General features: G+C 44.6%; 13 protein-coding genes. 4 read left to right on the forward strand and 9 right to left on the reverse strand.

The genetic code is table 11. The annotated features are described in order from the left end of the window. Positions 1-44: 44 nt before the first annotated feature. From NJD71_RS02170 to yajC, 4 genes are all read right to left on the reverse strand, one after another. Complete coding sequence (locus NJD71_RS02170; protein ID WP_319050284.1) at positions 45-1,448, reverse strand: MATE family efflux transporter; 1,404 nt, start codon at positions 1,446-1,448, stop codon at positions 45-47. Between the two features lie 236 nt (positions 1,449-1,684). Further along, entirely contained in the window at positions 1,685-2,929 is a 1,245-nt protein-coding gene (secF, locus tag NJD71_RS02175) for a protein translocase subunit SecF (RefSeq protein WP_319050285.1), read from the reverse strand. Between the two features lie 9 nt (positions 2,930-2,938). Beyond that, positions 2,939-4,816 carry a protein translocase subunit SecD gene (secD, locus tag NJD71_RS02180; protein WP_319050286.1) on the reverse strand — a complete coding sequence of 626 codons (1,878 nt, stop codon included), beginning with the start codon at positions 4,814-4,816 and terminating at the stop codon, positions 2,939-2,941. Positions 4,817-5,193: 377 nt separating this feature from the next. Continuing rightward, positions 5,194-5,523 carry a preprotein translocase subunit YajC gene (gene yajC / locus NJD71_RS02185; protein ID WP_319050287.1) on the reverse strand — a complete coding sequence of 110 codons (330 nt, stop codon included), beginning with the start codon at positions 5,521-5,523 and terminating at the stop codon, positions 5,194-5,196. 688 nt (positions 5,524-6,211) lie between these two features. Here yajC and NJD71_RS02190 point away from each other — a divergent pair. From NJD71_RS02190 to NJD71_RS02200, 3 genes are all read left to right on the forward strand, one after another. Then, on the forward strand, positions 6,212-7,432 hold the full coding sequence (locus NJD71_RS02190; RefSeq protein WP_319050288.1) for a hemolysin family protein: 1,221 nt from the start codon (positions 6,212-6,214) through the stop codon (positions 7,430-7,432). Positions 7,433-7,745: 313 nt separating this feature from the next. Continuing rightward, the gene (locus tag NJD71_RS02195; protein ID WP_319050289.1) at positions 7,746-8,240 is read left to right on the forward strand and encodes a hypothetical protein; all 495 of its coding nucleotides are present in this window, start codon (positions 7,746-7,748) and stop codon (positions 8,238-8,240) included. Between the two features lie 327 nt (positions 8,241-8,567). Then, on the forward strand, positions 8,568-11,549 hold the full coding sequence (locus tag NJD71_RS02200; RefSeq protein WP_319050290.1) for a LysM peptidoglycan-binding domain-containing protein: 2,982 nt from the start codon (positions 8,568-8,570) through the stop codon (positions 11,547-11,549). 142 nt (positions 11,550-11,691) lie between these two features. Here NJD71_RS02200 and NJD71_RS02205 read toward each other — a convergent pair whose 3' ends face one another. Together NJD71_RS02205 and NJD71_RS02210 are read right to left on the reverse strand one after the other, a co-directional pair. Then, entirely contained in the window at positions 11,692-12,900 is a 1,209-nt protein-coding gene (locus NJD71_RS02205) for a transglycosylase SLT domain-containing protein (RefSeq protein WP_319050291.1), read from the reverse strand. Between the two features lie 983 nt (positions 12,901-13,883). Continuing rightward, on the reverse strand, positions 13,884-14,702 hold the full coding sequence (locus NJD71_RS02210; protein ID WP_319050292.1) for a Nif3-like dinuclear metal center hexameric protein: 819 nt from the start codon (positions 14,700-14,702) through the stop codon (positions 13,884-13,886). 311 nt (positions 14,703-15,013) lie between these two features. Here NJD71_RS02210 and NJD71_RS02215 point away from each other — a divergent pair, with 311 nt between their 5' ends. Beyond that, entirely contained in the window at positions 15,014-16,342 is a 1,329-nt protein-coding gene (locus NJD71_RS02215) for a S1C family serine protease (protein ID WP_319050293.1), read from the forward strand. A gap of 133 nt (positions 16,343-16,475) precedes the next feature. On the opposite strand, the gene yfaE is transcribed toward NJD71_RS02215, so the two are convergent. The 3 genes from yfaE to NJD71_RS02230 form a co-directional block, all read right to left on the reverse strand. Continuing rightward, entirely contained in the window at positions 16,476-16,745 is a 270-nt protein-coding gene (gene yfaE, locus NJD71_RS02220) for a class I ribonucleotide reductase maintenance protein YfaE (RefSeq protein ID WP_319050294.1), read from the reverse strand. Between the two features lie 77 nt (positions 16,746-16,822). Continuing rightward, positions 16,823-17,956, reverse strand: a complete 1,134-nt coding sequence (gene nrdB, locus NJD71_RS02225) for a class Ia ribonucleoside-diphosphate reductase subunit beta (RefSeq protein WP_319050295.1) — start codon at positions 17,954-17,956, stop codon at positions 16,823-16,825. Between the two features lie 97 nt (positions 17,957-18,053). Further along, entirely contained in the window at positions 18,054-18,425 is a 372-nt protein-coding gene (locus NJD71_RS02230) for a hypothetical protein (protein ID WP_319050296.1), read from the reverse strand. Between the last annotated feature and the right edge of the window lies 1 nt (position 18,426).

An 18,426-nucleotide genomic window follows, 5' to 3' on the forward strand; every position in this document is an offset into this window, starting at 1 on the left:
ATTGCATAAGGTGGCTAACCAAGCAGGCATTTAGTCGATAACTACTATGCTTCAGGCTGTAGCATCTCATAACTACCTGACAGATGAGCACGGTATAAAAACCCACTTAAAATGATCAATCTCAATAGCAACAAACACCACACGCTGAGCCAAATACCAGTCATATCCCATTGCTGATAAAGTAACCAACTCAATGGAAAGAAAACAACAGCCAGTATCAGTGCCGCATTTCGAATGACATTACCCGCGGTCAAACCAAAAAATATACCATCCAACCAGTAGGCACCCACGCCGACAAGAGGCAACAGTACGGCATACCAATGGTACTCATAAGCGAGGGCAAATACTGGATCAATATTGGTCATAAAGTCTAGGTATGTGGGCATTGCAAGCCACCAAATGGCACTCAACATGATAGCGAGAGCATAGCTAACCACACCTGTGCGTTTGACGATCAAACGAAAACGTGGCCAGTCACGTCGACCAGCAGCTTGTCCGCTCAAGGTTTCAGCAGAGACAGCAACACCGTCAAGCGCAAAGGCTGAGATACTTAATACTTGTAACAAAATCGCGTTAGCTGCCAGTATGACGTCGCCACTTTGAGCCGATAGGCGAGTAATCCAAGCAAAACTTAGCGTCAAAATAAGTGTACGTACAAAAATATCTTTATTTAAAGAAAATAGCCTAAGCATCTTTTCTTTGGTGAAATGTTGGCTATCAGCTCTAAAAAGTGCGCTCCAAGATATTTTTAAGTGATGACGACTCAGCCATAATGCCAGCAACACGCCTAGCCAAAACGCAATGGTGGTACCTAGTGCCACACCAGCCAAACCCATCTGCATTACAAATACAAAAAATAAGGTCAGTATGATATTGAGTACGGCAATAAACCCCTGCTGGTAGAGCATATATCGTGTCTTACCTTGTCCTGCAAACCATCCAATAAATGCAAAGTTCATGAGTTCTGCGATCACGCCCCAAAAGCGTACATCTAAATAGGCTTTTGCCGCGCGACCACTTTCGGGGTTGGCTGACAGTGCTTGTAATCCATAATCAATCAGCCATGGCTTTGCTAGCAGCAAGATGGCGCCAATGATAAAGGCCAATAACAGCGCACGCTGCAAAATAGAGAGCAAAGGGGTAGCAGAGGTTGCTGTAGTACGGTCAGTATTATTAGCCAGCTGTCCTAACGCTTGCGCAGAAAGCCCAGATGAGGCGTACTGCAGAAAGTTAAAACTAACCAGCAACAAAGACAACAGCTGTATTGCTAAACCCATGCCAGCCAGTTTGGCAGTATCATTCATATTGCCTACGATTGCTGTATCGATAACACTTTGCAGTGGCATGGCTAGATTTGCCAATAGCACAGGCAGGGCAATCGCGATGATACGCTTGTAGCTGGTATCAATAGGCAACATGGCATTAGATGTTGAAGAATTGGCTGACATTGGGAGCTCGTTTATACTGAGGTGATAAAGAGAGTAATATGTTATTTAATCTGTAGCAAAACAGTAGTGCCATAAATATGATAACTGAGACAAAATAGCTATAAAGACAAAAGCACCTAGACTCATCATTCATGAGTCAGGTGCTCTTATTCAAACGTTATAGCTATTTATTCAGCAGTCATAGACAGTATTGATAATACATTATATCAGCGTACTAACTTACCTAACCTGCCTTACTAGACGTTGTCCTGCTCAAACATCTTTGGATCATTAAAAGTAACAATTTCTTCTTCGAACTCTGGTTTTACTTTAACCACAAAGTCATCACGCGATAGACCCATACGTAATGGAATCGAGCTTGCGATGTAAGTCGATGAGTATGTACCAGCAAGTAAGCCGATAAATAGCGCCACTGAGAACCAGTATAGTCCATCGCCGCCCAAGAATAACATGGCCAATACGACCAATAAAACGGTCGAAATGGTCATAATGGTACGGCGTAAGGTTTCAGTCAAAGATAAGTCGACAGTTTGGCTGGGCGAGATGCCACGAACACGGCGGAAGTTTTCGCGGATACGGTCATAGACAACGATCGTATCGTTCAATGAATAACCAATCAAGGCCAAGATAGCTGCCAATACCGTCAAATCGAACGGGAAGCCAAATAGTGCAAACACACCGATAGTTACGACTGCATCATGAAACAGAGACAGTACAGCGCCCAAAGACAGCTTAAACTGAAAGCGTAAGGCAACGTAGCCCAGCATACAGGCCAGTGCCAATGCTAGCGCCATAACTGAATTTAAGTACACTTCATTACCCACTTGACTACCAATGATATTAACGTTGCTAATATCAGCAGTATTACCAGGTAATGCTAACGCCTGAGTGAGACCTGCGCTTAGACCGTCAACGTTGTCTGACTGTGGCGGCAGACGTACCAGTAGCTCCTCACGAGTACCTAAATACTGTACAACAGCGTCGTCAAAACCACCGTCTGCTAGGGCCTGTACTACGGCTACCTGTTCGACAGGCTGTTCATAACGCACGTCGGCTGAGACACCACCAGTAAAATCAAGACCTAAGTTCAAACCGTTGACAGCGATAGCGATGATACTAGCGATAACCATAAATAAAGATAATAGCGCCATTGGCTTTTCTATCTTCATAAAGGGAATAATACGCTGATTACCAACAGCTTTGATACCACCTTCCGCTGCAGCTGCCGCATCATCAGCGGCATCACCAGATACTAAATTGGGATCAGTCGCAGTAGATAATGCCTGACTGTCTTTACCACCGCGGCGACTGCTTTTACCAGATTTTACGGCAGTTGGGTTGTTGGTTTTAGTGTTGCTGCCTTTGCCATCACGACGCGGTTTTTTGCGGCGACGCGTACTTGCATTAGTCGCCTCACCAGTTGAGCCATTTCGATCAGGGTTGTTCTGCTGTTCTAAAGGGTTGTTATTATCGATCGCCATAGTATTCTCCTAACCGATGCTCAGACTTTTGATGGATTTACGCTTACCGTAAGCAATTTGTACCAGTGCACGGGTCACCAAAATAGCGGTGAACAGCGAGCTGACAATACCAATAGCTAGCGTAATCGCAAAGCCTTTAATCGGACCCGTACCAATCGCGAATAGGATAAACGCGACCAATAGGGTAGTAATGTTGGCATCAAAAATACTACTAAATGCGCGATCAAAACCTGCCACGATAGCGGATTTTGGCCGTACGCCATTGGCAATCTCTTCTCGTATCCGCTCAAAGATCAGTACGTTGGCATCAACGGCCATACCGATGGTCAAGACAATACCAGCAATACCAGGTAGGGTCAGTGATGAACCCAAAATTGACATAATAGCAATGATAATAATAACGTTCACGGCGAGTGCCACGTTGGCAATCACTCCAAACAGACGATAGAAGATAATCATAAACGCAAAGACTAGAAGATAGCCAACCTGCGTAGAGAACAAGCCTTTGTCGATGTTTTCTTGACCCAGCGATGGACCAATAGTGCGCTCTTCTACAAAATACATTGGTGCCGCAAGTGCGCCTGAACGTAGCAATAGAGCAAGCTCAGCTGCTTCAGCACTGCTGTCTAAACCAGTGATACGGAATGATGAACCCAGTACCGCTTGAATGTTAGCGCGGTTGATAACTTTAGTTTCAGCATAAGGCGTACGAACTTCAGTCGTCTCACCAGTCTCTGGATCTTCTTCGTAAGTAATTCTTTGCTTATTTTCAATAAACAATACAGCCATTTGTTGACCAACAGCGGTACGAGTGGCGTTCTGCATGAGCTTGCCGCCAGCACTATCCAAAGTAATACTTACTTCAGGTAAGCCGCTTTCATCTACGCCAGTTTGTGCGTTGGTTACTTTATCACCTGTGACGATTGCTTGGCGATCTAGTAATACTGGTGGACCATCTAGTGTCTCAAACGGGAATGCCTCTGTGCCTGCAGGAGGTATGCCGCCTGTATAGGTATCGGCGTCGTCTGCCACCATACGAAACTCAAGGTTTGCGGTACGGCCAAGGACACGTTTTGCTTCAGCGGTATCCTGTACACCTGGCAGCTCGACCACAATACGGCTAGCACCTTGAGACTGTACCAAGGCTTCAGTAACACCTAGCTCAGCAATACGGTTACGTAGGGTCGTTAGGTTCTGATTGACCGCGTAGCTATTGATCTCATCAAGCGTTGCATCATTATACGACAACACTAACGCAGGCCCTTGATCATCAATAGAAGATTGCAGATTAAACGTATTGCTCATCGAGCCTTGCAACACATTCTGTGCACGATTACGCGTATCAGTGTCAGCAAAATGCAACACAACACCGCGCTCTTCAGTTTTTATACCTTTGATCGCCACTCGCTCAGCACGTAGCTCGCGTCGCATATCACGACTGGCACTAGTCAAACGCTGCTCAAGTGCCTTGTCCATATCAACTTCTAGTACAAAACGAACACCACCGCGTAAATCAAGACCGAGCTTCATCGGTTTTGCACCGATATCACGCAGCCATTGCGGGGTCGTCTGTGCTAAGTTGAGAGCTACTACATAGTCCTCACCCAAGTTTTGACGGAGTACTTCCTGCGCTTTTAGCTGGTCAACTGGGTTGTTGAGACGTACCAGCGCACTGTTTCCCTCAAATGTACCATCATGATTGTCTAGTCCTGCCTCTTCGAGTAAGCTTTGAGACTGGGTCAAAATGCCTTCAGACAATTGTGTGCCAGCTGCTGCACTGGTAATCTGCACTGCAGGCTCGTCAGGGTAGAGGTTAGGAGCAGCATACAGACCGGATACGAGTAGCACGACGGCAATAATTAAGTATTTCCAAGCGGGATATTGCATAATCACTTCTTTAGGTTGATAAACGACTGGCGATGTGAGCCACAAGTTAGCAGATGGGAAGTTAGCGACAGCAATGATTGACTGTCTATTTGGCAGGCTTCATTGCGATCATCCGCGGTGATAGTAAAGCATAAAACAGTAAAGCAAATAATACAGAGGTATCTTTATCTAGTCACCAAAAATATCACTAAGCAAATAGATAAAACCAATATGTCTCAAGAGCCAACGTATATAGACAAAAAATCAGCCTATATGGCAACTATACTTTACTGCCTTAACAGCGAAAAATGACCGTAAATGATATACGGTCATTGTTTTGTCATGACACCCAGTGGTGAGATGACCATCAAATCATTACTAGTAAGAAACAGTAGTGACTATACGCCTTCGATTGTGCCAGTAGGCAATACTGAAATAACAGAAGCACGTTGTACTTTTACGTCAGTATTGTTGTTTAGGCTTACGACGGCATAATCGCCCTCTATCGCTTTGATACGGCCCATCAAGCCACCAGCAAAAATGATTTCATTACCAACGCTCAAGGCGTTAACCATTGCACGGTGCTCTTTGGTACGCTTAGACTGCGGGCGAATAACCAAGAAGTAAAAAATAGCAAAAAAGGCAACAGGCAGCAAAATCTGACCGAATAAACCTGCAGCACCTGCAGTCTCTGGGGCAGCATGGGCAGCTTGAATAAATAGGCTCATAATATCTCTCAGTAAGTCATAGATAACAATAAAATTAGACGCATAGTAACAAAAAATACCCGACTTGGTAACTGTTAATCATAGGCTGAGCGTGTTTTTGTTAGCGTAGCGGCATACTAGCAGTACACAGGTGTCACAACAACGTTTTACTATTCCAGGTATAGGATACGCAAATACGAAGCCATAAATAGCATTACAAGGAGCCATAAACAGCAGTGACTCGCTCAGTAATATTGAGGCAATAATGAACAATAAAAGTGACCAAAAAATAAAAACTTAAAAATAGCGACTTATTGTGAAATGCTACTATCAATGCTACTATCAAATGGCAATGATTGCCTGTATTTAGTCTGCTGTCTATTGAAGCGAAATATAGCTTTGGAGCAGTGCTAAGACAGCTTTGAGCAGTGGTATCGGTTCATGCAGTGTAGCGAGGTAGATGGTGAGTAAAAGTACTACAGAGTAGACTAAATAAGCCTGACACCGTATCTGATCTATATATAATCAACATTATAATGATCTCTAGAGATCTTGTAGTACGCTGCTAACCGACACCGATTGCTCTTTATGTCATATTCCATTTTCTCTTTTTAGGTTACCTAACTTGTTCACCACTTTTATGTTTGTACCTCGTTTATGTCGTCCGCGCGCTCATCGTGAAGACGCATCTGCAGAACCTCCCCCGAGAATGAAGAATAGTTCTCAAATTGGTTATACATTTTTTTCTGCGTTAGCGTTATTGATGCTACCGCAGTCTGTATGGGCAGCTGGTGCTGTAGCCACAACCACCGCTGCTGCAGCACCAACGGCGCTTAGCGTTACCCTCTTAATATTTTTTGTTCTGCTTGCTATTGGCGTCTCTTTTGTCTGCTCGCTTGCAGAGTCTGTCCTGCTTAGCATGACGCCATCGTTTATTGCCGATGTGCAAGAAACAAGCCCCAAAAAAGCAGCGATGCTAAAGAGCCTTAAAGTTGACAATATCGACCAGTCATTGGCCGCTATCTTGACCCTAAATACGGTCGCGCATACGCTTGGCTCTATCGGGGCTGGTGCGCAGGCGACGATCGTATTTGGTAGCGCTTGGTTCGGCTTATTCTCTGCCATTATGACGCTTGCCATTTTGTTTTTATCTGAAATTATTCCAAAAACACTGGGTACGGTCTACTGGCGTCAGCTGAGTGGCATGGTGGCATACTTTGTCCGCGGTATTATCATGATTTTGTACCCACTTATTTGGGTGTCAGAACGCTTGACTAAGCTACTAGTACGCGGTAAAGAGACGCAAACGTTTAGCCGTCGCGAGTTTGCCGCACTTGCTAGCATTGGTGAAGAGTCAGGTCAGATCGATCCATTAGAGTCACGTATTATTCGTAATCTACTGGCGTTTGGTGCTATCAAGGTCGAAGACATCATGACGCCGCGCTCAGTGATGCTCGCATTTGAAGAAAACAAAACAGTGGCTGAGTTATTGGTTGATCGCCCAAAACTGACTTTTTCTCGACTGCCTATTTATGATGGTGACTTAGATAATATTACGGGTTTTGTTTTAAAGACTGACATGTTATTGGCCAAAGTCAATCATGCTATGCACAAACCGTTGACCCAGTTCAAAAGAGACATTACTTTCGTATTCTCTAAAATGAAGCTATTCGATCTACTAGAGCTTATGCTAAAAAACCGTATTCATATTGCGATTACTGTCGGTGAATATGGCGAAGTAAAAGGCTTGGTCACGTTAGAAGATGTCTTTGAGACACTACTAGGGCTTGAGATTGTTGATGAGATAGATCGCGTAGAAGATATGCAGGCCTTAGCTCGACAAATGATGGACAGACGTGTAGAACGTTTGGGTATGAAGCTCAGTGACGACGAGCAAGATGACGATAGCAATAGCGACGCTAAATTCTAGTATTGAGAGCTGATCTAGTATTAAGAGCCACTATAAGAGCCCTTGAGATCAAATGTTATGGTACCAAACGTCATAAAAATAACCGTTTTAATGACGTGCGGTGTCATAGCCGCAAATGTGAGACTTCTGCGTTTTGTTAGTCGCAATAATTACACAGGGTGTCACATGGCTGTGAGAATTCGATGATAGGCTCGGCATATTATATAAGTATAATCATACAGATATATCTATAAAAACGTACTGCCAAAATAAATGATAAAGAGCGTTGATCGTCACTATATGACGCTAACGAAAAATATCGCTAAGGATTATCATGAAAAAACTATTGGGTAATGGGCTATTAGCTCTCTTGGTAAAAGGCGCCAGCATCACTGCGATAGTAGCAGTAGCCAGCACCATTAGCATCAGTGCACAAGCTGCCACGATGACAGAAGCTTTGGTGCAAAATTATGCAGCAGCAATGAAGTCCTCTGCAAATAACCAAAGCATCAATCAAGTGGCGCGTCTTGTATCTGATGATGCGCTGATTTCTTTATCTAGAAAGGGTAAGTCGACTAGCCTAGATAAAGACGCCTACTTGAGACTATTGCAGAATAGCTGGAACGATACGTCGAATTATCGCTATGACATATCAGTAGATAATGTGGTCATCACAGGTGATCAGGCCAAAGCCAATGTCACAACAAACGAAAGCTGGATTAAAAACGGTCAGCCAGTATCGTTTGTTACCACCTCTCGCGTGACGCTGACGGTATCTACTGGCAATGCCATACTACTGCGCGCAGTATCGCAAGTAGCTATTAACTAAGTCTGACTCAGAACAAGCGTAGTTAGCTGCTGCCTATTACCTGTTAACAAAAAGAGTAGGTAGCCAAGCATGTCCGTCAGACAAAGCAAAAAACGGTTATTTGTTTGAAAAAGTAGCCAGTCTGATTGTCGATGTCAAAACCTATGACTAAGGATTTTGACATTAAAAGTCTGACATCAAAAGTCTTTAAAAGGTGTCAGCTTTAAACGATTCTCTAAACGATTATTACTATCTTTTATATTAGGCTGGTTTTTGCTTTACGTTGCATACTATACTATCTATCAACTTTATCTTATCACTTTCTGTCGTTAGGAAACCTCCAATACCATGTCTACTGTGCTATCAAAATCTCGCTCATTTGTCGCGTTACCCTTGACGCTTGCAGTATCAACGTTACTCATTAGCGCGTGTAGTAACACCTCAGCAGTAAAAAACACAGGTGCGACTAACAGCTCATCTGTTGTTACTAAACGTCCTGCTACTCAAGTGGCGACGAATAGTACAGACTATTCTACTGCATTTTTGGATGCAGAGAGTTTAGATGAGTTGGCAGATTTGTTAGAAGCAACTGACATGACAATGGTGGAAGGCAACCAGCTTGCCATTCAACAGTATGGTGATTTGTGGAATCGCCTGCGTGCCGGTTACCGTATGAACGGTGGTAAGCCGATTTATAATCAGCGTATCGAAGGACAAAAAAGCTGGTTTACTAGCAGACAAGACTACCTAAACCGTCTAACAGCGCGTGCCAGCCGTTATATTTATCATACGGTACGAGAAGCTGAGCGACGTAATATCCCGACAGAGCTGGCTTTGCTACCTGTTATTGAGAGCTCGTATGACCCAAGCGGTACCAGTAGCGCAGCTGCGGCAGGGTTATGGCAGTTTATTCCAAGTACGGGCCGTATTTACGGTTTGAACCAAAGCAGTACTTATGATGGTCGCCGTGACGTGATTGAGTCGACCCGTGCCGCTTATGACTTCTTGACCGCACTGCACAACCAATTTGGTAGTTGGGAGCTTGCGCTGGCGGCTTATAATGCAGGTCCTGGTCGTGTACAAAAAGCCATTGATGCGAACGCTGCACGCGGCTTGCCAACCGATTATTGGTCACTGCAGCTGCCTACAGAGACTATGAACTACGTGCCACGCTTTTTGGCAGTTGCCGAAATTGTTGCCAAACCTGAGCAGTATGGCGTATACCTACCGGCTATTGCCAACCGTCAGCATTTCCGTAGTGTGCCAGTCAACTATGGTGTGAGCTTGTCTGAAGTGTCACAGCTCACAGGTGTGACTTATGATGAGCTCGAACGACTCAATACGGCATTGACCTCAGGTCGTGTTGATTCTTCAGGTCCGCAGCGTGTCATTATTCCTAACGATGTTAGCCTAAATGCTGATGCTAAACTGAGCCTATTGCGCGGCAATGGTACAGGTAACGTATTGGCATCTGGTAATACAAGCACACCGGCGTCAACGACACCAAGCTATAATAACAAGCCATATACCTCATCATCACTACCATCTAGCAGCAGCGCTTTGGCTGATTATGCTGCTAGCGCTAGCGTCCCTCAGCAAACGACAAGCTATATCTCACCATCGGCTCAAACGACGAGCAGCTCTGTTTATAGCGGTAGTGCCTCAGTTCGTACTGAGCCACCATTGACTAATGCTGAGACCAAAAAAATCAATGCTGAGCTTAAGAGTAGCAACAGTCTACCGACCACTTCAGCTCAAATCACTCAGAACAATACGATTGTCCAAGAGCCACCACTGAGTAAAGAAGAGCGTGATTTCATTGCCAATCAAATTCGTAGAAGCACCTCTGAAACTAACGTAATTAATGCTGATGGTAATATTAACCTATCAGCCGTTCAAACGCAGCAGTCTATCCTAGAAGCAAGTGGTGCAGAGAAAAAACTTAGCTTTGCAAAGTCATCGGCCAGCAAGCCAAAACCGCAAGGCACGCGCAGTACTTATACAGTCAAGCGTGGCGACACCCTATCGAATATTGCAAGCCGTGCTGGGGTAAACTGGCGTGATATCGCAGAGTGGAACCAGATAGACGCCAGTGCCAACTTATTGTCTGGTAGTACGTTATATTTATACAATGCTAAATCTATCGAGCCATTGGCTGCTGCCAATAATACTGCAGCCAGTCAGCCTGATAGCTATATTGTACAAGGCGGCGACACGCTCATCGGTACAGCAAATCGCTTTGGCTTGTCAGTCACTCAGCTTGCCAGCTACAACAATCTTAGTAGTCGTGCAGATCTGCTTAGAGGACAAAAGTTGTGGTTGATACCGGGCAAAGTGACTGCACCGGCGACAACACCTGCGGCACCTTCTACTCGGTCGAACAAGTCAAACGCTGCAACTAAGAGTTATAAAGTAAAATCAGGAGACGGTCTGATTGCTCTAGCGCGTCAGTTCAATGTATCAACAGACACATTAGCCAGCCTAAATGGTATCAATACTAATAGCTCACTATACGTTGGTCAGACATTAAAAGTACCAGCTAGTGTTAATTTTGATACAGCAAGTACGTCAAGCTCTAGTAGTGCCAATAGCGCAAGCTCAGTAGCGACCACCAGTTACAAGGTACAATCAGGTGACACCTTGATTGGCATTGCCAATAGTGTGGGTGTTAGTGCCGCAGAGATTGCTGCTGTTAACAGCAACTTTGATGCAAGAGCACGTCTCCAACGTGGTCAAACGATAAAAGTACCTGTTTCTAAAGAATTGGTTGATCGTCAGCTCAATGATAAAGCGGTTAGCTATAAAGTAAAATCAGGTGATACGCTAACTGGTGTGGCGAGACGCTATAACATCGGCTTGAGCGATTTGGCATCAGCGAATAACTTAACGACCACTTCTAATTTGATACTGGGTCGTACGATTACGATTCCTGCTGGTGGCAGTGTTGCAAGTGCCTCTAGCAGTAGTCAAAGCAGTAGTTCTACTAGTAGTAACAGCAGCAGCTCTGCGAGTAGCGGAACAAAACTGAGTAACACTGAAAACTACAAAGTCCAATCAGGTGATGGTTTAATTGCTTTGGCACGTCAATTTGGAGTTTCTGTTGAGGATTTAGCAGCGACGAATAATCTGGCAACTAACGCACAGTTACAGCGTGGTCAAACCCTTAAAGTACCAAAAGTAACTGTAAGCTATACCGTTGGTTCAGGCGATAGCTTGATTGGTCTAGCTCGTAAGTATGGCGTATCGACACAAGAGCTGGCTGACATGAATAACATCGCTGCTGACACTATGTTGCAGCGTGGTCAGCGTCTGACAGTACCCAATCGTTAATGAGACCTTAGATACGGTATCTAGATATCGTTCTGACTGACCGTATGACAAAAAAGCTGCTCTTAATAAGAGCAGCTTTTTTTTGGATATTTAGTTCTAGATACTTAGTTCTATAAGTGTCTATCCAATAGAGATCTATCGACTAGACAGTTTGAGTTTTGATGGTCTCAAGGTAGCTTCTGATGTTACTGACATAATGCATTGCTTGCCCGTAGCGGCTGTTGGAAGCTTTGTTATCTGCTAAATAAGCATAGACGTTCGCCCAGCTCTTATCATCAATACCTTGAGCACGTAGTTCACGCTGAATTCTTTTGACTGCATTGGGACCCATGTTATAACCTGCAAGGGCAAACCAAATACGGTCTGTTTTGGGTACATCAGAGAAGTCGTCTTTGACTTGCTCTAGGTAGCGTGCACCGCCACCAATACTTTGGTAAGGATCAACACGATCTGAGACGCCCATTGCTTTTGCGGTGTTATTGGTCAGCATCATAAGGCCACGTACGCCAGTCGGTGATACTGCATTGGCATCCAAATGCGACTCTTGATAACCCATAGCCACTAGCAACTCCCAATCATGATTATAATTGCGTGCTTGCTCTTCAAACGATGATTGATAATCAGGCAGTTTTTCTGTCAGTGTTTTTTGGAAATGATCCTGACTATACGCATCTTTTAGCAAGTTCTGATTGTAGAATGCTGCCAGCTTTTGTGTGTTTTGTAGCTTGATGCTATCGCACAAGAAGTAACTGGCTTTTTTGGATAGTGGGTCATTAGGTGAACTGAACGTCCAGCTGACTTTTGGATGTAAGCCATTTTTAGTCAAACTGGCATCATAACCACAGCTGACATTGATAGAGGACAGATTAAGCTGGCTTTTTAGCTTGGTGCTGGCAGTAGTCAGCGCCATATCAGCATCACCTGATCTGATAGCTTTTAGCGCAGCTTCTTCGTTAGCATAAGCTTTTAGGTCGATATCAACACCCAGCTCATCAGCGTAAGTGCGCACCAAGTCAAATCCAAAGCCATGTTGGAAGCCATCAGTCGCAAAGTAGGTACTATCGCCTGGTACTGCGGCAATGGTTAAGGTGTTCTCTAGCATGACGTTGGCATAAGCTGGCACAGGCGCGCTCATAGTGGTCAGACTTTCTGCTGGCAGAGAGAGTAGTGCTATACTGGATACTTGTGCCAGCTTCTTGGTTCTGGCAAAACGCCCTGACGCAGTAGGGGTAACGGATGAAACGATGTTACTTTTGGTGTTAAGCAGGCGTTTAGATGGACGCAGTAAATAAGAAATACGGCGTTTGGCCCCTTGCGCAGATACTTTTACACGATAAGTAATACGTTGCATGGATTTCTCCTGATTTTAGCCATCCTTCTTACCACAAAAACACATAAAGACAAGTGCACGTCATTTTGCATCTATCGATATAGCGTCTCAGACGATATGGTACTTTTAAATAAAACAAGTACATATCATCTTGCTTGAATACAGTGCCACTAGCATACTCTCTCTAAGAGTTAGCGATATGAGCGATCATTAACCGGCGATTCAGGTATCCTCTATATCATCACAACAGTCGTCTCAAAATCTGGACGCACGACTATAGGAAGGATATAGATCAGATGATTCCTTCATCAACGTTTCGATGTGGCTAATGGTCAAACAACTATATATCAAACATAGGTAAGGTCATGAGTAAGTCATTGGGACAATGACATAGCGCTAAGCAGCATTGAGATATTTTAAGATTAAAATAAATATCTTCATTTGCCTTTACTATGCAACTTTGAAAGCTGGCGACACCTTGTGTTATTAGTAATAAGGTGGCTTGCTACAAAGTTTCTTGTCCAGCGATGAGAGTAAGTACAGTAGCTATCAAATAAAACAAGCCACGTCTTATTGTCATCGCGACACTAAAATTAAAAACGCGATGTTGCCAAAATATATTGCATACGTCGTGTCTCAGTGGTCAGTATTCTAAAATATCATTACTTATCATGTGTAATAAAATCTTAGATTACTGCCAATATCACTCTAGTGCCATAACCGGAAGCTGTAATAATGGGAAGTTTCATGACAAAACGTTCTTTCTTACAGGTAGTAATATGCGGTTACCGATTGTATTATTCAAGTAGAGTTAAGAAAAAAGCGATAAAACTTAACAATAGAGACATAAGCGGTTAAATTACCGTACATTAACTGTCTGTTATTCACAAAAAGACTAATAATGGCTAAAAACAGATAGACAGTGAATTTAAATAAGCCCGAAACTGTCAATTTTCAATCTGTTTTTCTACCATGTAACTGTCCATACAAGCTATGCTAATTTCTTAAGCAGGATTACTGATATCAATAAACGTCACTGGTAACTCGAATTTTTTGGCAACGATATCGCCCAATGCTTGGATACCGCCACGCTCGGTTGCATGATGACCACAGGCAAAATAGTCGATACCCAACTCTCGCGCACTATGCGTGGTACGCTCAGATATCTCTCCTGATATAAAGGCATCACAGCCCATAGCAGCCGCTTGTTCAATCATATCTTGGGCACCACCTGTACAAATACCCACTCGTTTGATCAGTCTGTTCTGTGAGTGAGCATCTGCGTTATCTTCATAATTGGCTGAGATATGAAGCGGTACGCGCCCTAATACTTGAGTAATTGTGGTGATAAGATCATCAGTAGTTTGCGGTGTACAAGTGGCAATATTGCCAACAGGGTGCGACTCGGAAGGGTAGAGCGCACCAGTCATCGTCATACCTAAGACATCGATCAACTGGGCATTGTTGCCAACCACAGGATGCGCATCAAGCGGCAAGTGATAGCCAATCATAGAGATACCGTGCTGCATGAGTTTACGGACACGTCGACCCTTCATGCCTGTGAGCGGAGCAGGTTCGCCTTTCCAAAAGTAACCATGATGTACCATAATGGCATCAGCATTATCAGCGATAGCAGCGTCAATTAAAGCTTCACATGCTGTCACCCCTGTCACGATGCGTTGTATCGGTCGTCCACCATCTACTTGTAGCCCGTTTGGCGCGTAGTCTTTAAATGCACTGGCAGATAGATACTCATCACAGAACTGCGTCAGTTCTTGTGCACTGATACTACTGGTCAAAGATTTAGTCGTGTTTTGGGTCATTAGGTTTCCTTATTCTTATCGTATCGGTCTCTGTGGCAAGTATTTTACATGGTTTTTATTTTAACATGACGCTGCAAAAGAGTAGACAAGATGGATAACTGAAACGGTACACGATACGTTACTATTTCACGGCATTGCGGTTATAATTTATACATGTAAGTCTGCCTATCTGTGCATCCGTTGCCTAGCCAGACCGTTTCATTGCTTAGCCAGGCAATGAAATGAGATGCGATCAGTCGCAACCAACTTACTTTATCTCTTATAACTTTATTTTTCACTGTTTGTTTGCATTACATTTATAGAGGTTCTATATGTCGTCATCCCAGAACACCCATAACAAGGCACCCCTATTAAAATGGTTGCCTTGGGTTTTATTGTTGCTAGTGTTAGCAGCGTTTATCTGGTTGTTTATGAGTATGAAGTCGACATCAGAGGCGACGTGGGAACCACCAAGAACCACGCCAGCTGAGCAGCAAGCCTCAGCACCAGTGGCAGACACGCCAGCGCCGATATCTTCTTATCATAACGCAGTAGCACGCGCGTCACAGTCGGTGGTCAATATCTATACGACCCAAGCGATGATGGAGCACCCTTATATGGATGATCCTGTATTGCGCCGTTTCTTTGAAAATTATAGCGGACCGTCACAAGATCAAGGGTCGACCAATCTAGGCTCAGGGGTCATCGTATCAGAAGACGGCTATATCGTGACTAATGCTCACGTGATCGAAAAAGCCGATGAGATCACAGTCGCGTTTAACGATGGTCGCAAGAGCCGTGCTAGAGTCATCGGTACCGATCCAGACAGTGACTTGGCAGTGATCAAAGTCGATATGACAGGGCTGACGCCACTTGGTTTCCGTGAAGATCCAATCCGTGTCGGTGATTTGGCCCTAGCTATTGGTAATCCATTCGGTGTCGGTCAGACGGTGACCCAAGGGATTATCTCAGCGACTGGGCGTACTGGACTGGGTGTCAATAAGTTTGAAGACTTTATCCAGACGGATGCGGCGATCAACCCAGGTAACTCGGGCGGGGCACTGGTCGATGCGCGCGGTGAGCTGGTCGGTATTAACACCGTAATATTCTCACGCTCTGGTGGCTCGATGGGTATTGGCTTTGCGATTCCTACGGCGCTCGTTGAGCAAGTGATGAATGCGCTCATCAAAGATGGCCGCGTCAGTCGTGGCTGGCTCGGTATCGAGATTCAGTCACAACTACGTGACCCAACGCAGCTCGAAACCTCAACTGGTGTGGAAGTGCTAAATGTCATTCAAGGTGGTCCTGCTGCCAAGAGTGGACTGCGTGTTGGTGATATTATCCTAACCATCGATGGTGTCGAGATGACCGATGCCAATACCTTGATCCAGTATGTCGCTCGTAAGCCGCCAAATACTGAACTGGATGCGCAGATACTACGCCAGGGCAAAAATGCACAAGTCAAAATCATGCTAGAGGAACGTCCTGTCCAAGAGCCTATCGAGCGTCCTGTCGTACTGCAAGGAGAGAGTATGGGCGGTATGGAAGCAGAGCCAAGTATCCAAAGTGATGAAGAAGCGCCAATGATGTCAAAAGCAGAGCGTGATCGTATGCGCGAAGAGCTGATGAAACTGTTTGAGCAAGACACGGCGGCACAGTAAGGTGTATTAATTTAGCTAGTCGCATAAAAAAGCGCGCTCCTTATCTAAAGGAGCGCGCTTTTTGTTTGAAGGTTTGCAACACTTTTAGTAACGCTGACTGTCGTAAGCTTAGGGTTTTGCGTTTACCATTGCATTATAACTTTTCAATGGGGTCATGGTTGATATGAATAACCCCTTGCACGCGGCAACAGCAGGGCAGGATCTCATCGTCCTCAATCATCGCAAGCGGATCAAACGGATAGTCCACCGTATGCGAGCTGGCAATACGCTTGACTCGGCAGCTACCACAGTAGCCCTCGCGGCACTGATAGTTTACCTCGTGTCCGGTGCGTAGCAATCCATCTAGCAGACTCTCGTCATCATGTAGATAGAACTGCTTTTTACTGGTCATTACCCAAGTCATCGTTGATCCTATTGGGATATGTTTGTGCTATTGCTATCCCTACTATTAACCCATAAGACGATTACAGTTATAAACGTTTATAGCTCAAAGTCATCAAAATCACTGTCTGATAAGTCAGAGTCAATCTGACCAACCAAGTACGAGCTAATCTCAGTCTCTTGCGGTGCTACTTGCACATTATCAGACGACAACCAAGTATTGATCCACGGGATTGGGTTTGATTTTGAGTTCGGGAACGCCGCTGGCAAGCCGACGGTTTCCATACGCAAGTTAGTGATGTATTCGATATATTGGCACAGAATGTCTTTGTTTAGACCAATCATCGAGCCATCTTTGAACAGATAGCCTGCCCAGTCTTTTTCTTGCTCAGCTGCCTTGCGGAAAATCTCAATGCTTTCTTCATAACACTCTGCTGCAATTTCGACCATCTCTGGATCGTCACGACCATTACGCATGAGGTTAAGCATGTGCTGAGTACCTGTCAAATGCAGCGCTTCATCACGAGCGATGAGTTTGATGATCTTGGCATTGCCTTCCATCAATTTACGCTCAGCAAACGCAAATGAGCAAGCAAACGACACATAGAAACGAATGGCCTCCAACACATTGACCGCCATAATGCATAGATACATTTGCTTTTTGAGTGATCGTAAATCAACCGTGACTTGCTCGCCATTGATAGTGTGCGTGCCAGCACCGTATAAGCTATATAGCTGCGAGTTGCGATACAGCTCATCATAGTATTGGGCGATATCAGAGGCACGGCCTAAGATGTGCTCGTTTTGCATAATGTCATCAAAGATAATATTTGGGTCATTAACGATATTACGAATGATATGGGTATAGCTGCGCGAGTGAATCGTCTCGCTAAACGACCATGTCTCAATCCACGTCTCAAGCTCAGGGATAGACACTAGCGGCAGTAGCACCACGTTTGGACTACGACCTTGGATCGAGTCGAGTAGGGTCTGGTACTTGAGGTTGCTCAAAAATATATGCTGCTCATGCGAGGACAGATTGCTAAAGTCGATACGGTCGCGTGAGACATCGACTTCTTCTGGACGCCAAAAGAATGACAGCTGCTTTTCAATCAATTGCTCAAAGATCGGGTGCTTTTGTTGGTCATAGCGCGCCACGTTGACGGGCTGACCAAAGAACATCGGCTCTGTTAGCGCATTGTTTGGCGTTTGCGAAAAAATCGAGTAAGTCATGGGACTGCCTTTATAATTGATACGGTTATTAATTTATAGGGGTTTGACTGGTTTTGATTTGAGGTTATGACACGTTTTTGGATTATAGCGTTTTAGCTTAGAGGTTCTCTAGTGATATCTGCGACGACTCTTGCCCATCGTTCATATAGGCTTTGAATATTTCGCTCAGCTCACTATCATCTAGTGCTTCTAATTCATCAAGTGCGCTTTTACGTAGGGTACTCACATCAGACTCTTCCGCTGCTGTTTTTAAGTCTTTTTTAGCCGCTCTCGATACTGGCTTTTTGGCTGCTTTTGCCGCGCTTTTTTTGGCGACCGTTGTCTTTGGTGCTTCATCCACACCTAACTGCTGACGCACCGCTGCAATATCAACCTCGACTTGTACGATATGCGAGCCACCATCGTTTAGGTCTGAAAATACGTTTGGGATAAACAAACCACCGTCTTTGATGATTGCGGTATAGTTCAAG

The organism is Psychrobacter sp. PP-21, assembly GCF_033790785.1.
In the GTDB taxonomy this organism is placed as follows: domain Bacteria; phylum Pseudomonadota; class Gammaproteobacteria; order Pseudomonadales; family Moraxellaceae; genus Psychrobacter.